Annotated in this window: 3 protein-coding genes; all 3 read right to left on the bottom strand. The window is 37.5% G+C overall.

Features of this window, described 5'->3' with window-relative positions:
* Positions 1-26 precede the first annotated feature (26 nt).
* Positions 27-503: an HAD family hydrolase gene (locus A6E06_RS14565; RefSeq protein WP_141676981.1), complete on the bottom strand. Its 477-nt coding sequence runs from the start codon at positions 501-503 to the stop codon at positions 27-29.
* 154 nt (positions 504-657) lie between these two features.
* Positions 658-1,002: a threonyl-tRNA synthetase gene (locus A6E06_RS14560; RefSeq protein ID WP_065593617.1), complete on the bottom strand. Its 345-nt coding sequence runs from the start codon at positions 1,000-1,002 to the stop codon at positions 658-660.
* Positions 995-1,441: a hypothetical protein gene (locus tag A6E06_RS14555; protein WP_065593616.1), complete on the bottom strand. Its 447-nt coding sequence runs from the start codon at positions 1,439-1,441 to the stop codon at positions 995-997. The genes A6E06_RS14560 and A6E06_RS14555 overlap by 8 nt, the downstream gene beginning before the upstream one ends.
* Positions 1,442-1,481: the final 40 nt, after the last annotated feature.

Raw genomic sequence — 1,481 nt, 5'->3', positions numbered from 1 at the left:
TGTAGCAAATCGTGTTGATGCATTTGTTATATGCTTAACTCATGAAGCTGAGAGATCGTTCTAAAATTGGAGTGACTTTCTTTTTCCAAACCTCGAGGGTTAAACCAAACCGCATTTAAACCAGCCTCTATCGCTGAAATAACGTCTTTTTCAAGTGAATCACCAACCATTGTAAGTTGACTAGGTTCGACACCTAACTTATTCGTTATTCTTTGATAAAATTCAGAACTACCTTTTGATAAACCAATATTTGACTTACAGAAATAGCCTGAAATGAATTGAGACAACCCTACTCGTTCAAATGCCAATTCAATATCCTGAACACTGGAATCATCAGCACCAGTTGCCACATAAAGCAAATGTCCTTTCTGGGATAACGAAGCTAACATTTCCAAAGCACCATCTACAGCTTGAACTGTTTCCCAATTACACATTTTTCCTTGAGTATTTGGAAAATCGACCATTAAAGTGTCACCCCAATCGAACAGATAAGCTTTTCTCATAATGCCTCCTTGCATATAACGCCTGCATAACACGTTTATTACTATGCCAAACAACTTGAATTTTACTGCCTTAATCACAAAACCCAAGGCAAACCCAGAACGCCGAGTGTAATAAATCGTGTTGATGCATTTGTTATGTGTATACTCATTACGTTTACGATTTAACTTCTTCTTGGCGCTTAGCTGAAGATCTAGGCTCATTAGGCTTAACTACTGTAGACAAAAATATATCTTTATATATACCTTTTATTGATGCCGTTGTGACAGCAAACCCTGCAATTAAAATATATAAATCAATCTCATTTAGTAATTTTTTAGCTTCATCATTAAATGTGCCTAAAACTAATAATAGGCCACAAACAATACCACTCGACTGTAAAAAGGCATTAACCATAACAGCTTGATTAAATTCTCGTTTAGTTACATGACACCTATATGCATAGATAAGAATGAAAATCCCCCCCAATATCGCTGAAGGGATATAAATAGCTTTATCCATTTTTATCTCCTTTTGCGACCGAATCTCCAATTATCCCACCAATTATTCCACCAATAAGTGCACCGAACGGACCACCAATAGATGCACCAAATATTGCGCCTCCTGCGGCAGCTCCCATAACCCTTGAGCTATCACGCTCAGGCTCTGGCGGTTTATGATAAATCTCGTAGTTAACATTAAGATCTTCGACCCCATTAGCCTCTTCGTCGGAATAATTGATAATCCCTGTTGGATACTCCCAAACTTTCATTCCAATTTCATACAGTGCGCCACATTCGCTACATTGCTCAGAAATTAAAGCACTGTATTCTGTTTCATCACCCATCTCTCGACTTGAACCACCAGTAGCTTCAAAATAGATATCTTCTTCATTTAACTCATGTTCTGAATCACAATTGGAACATCGAAACTTCGCATTCCCTACTATACCGTCACTCATAATCTAATTATTCCTTAAATACACATAACGCCTGCATAAC

The organism is Aliivibrio sp. 1S175, from assembly GCF_001690985.1.
Lineage (GTDB): Bacteria > Pseudomonadota > Gammaproteobacteria > Enterobacterales > Vibrionaceae > Aliivibrio.
The sequence above is the reverse complement of the archived record's forward strand: the minus strand, read 5'-3'. Positions and strand labels throughout refer to the sequence as shown.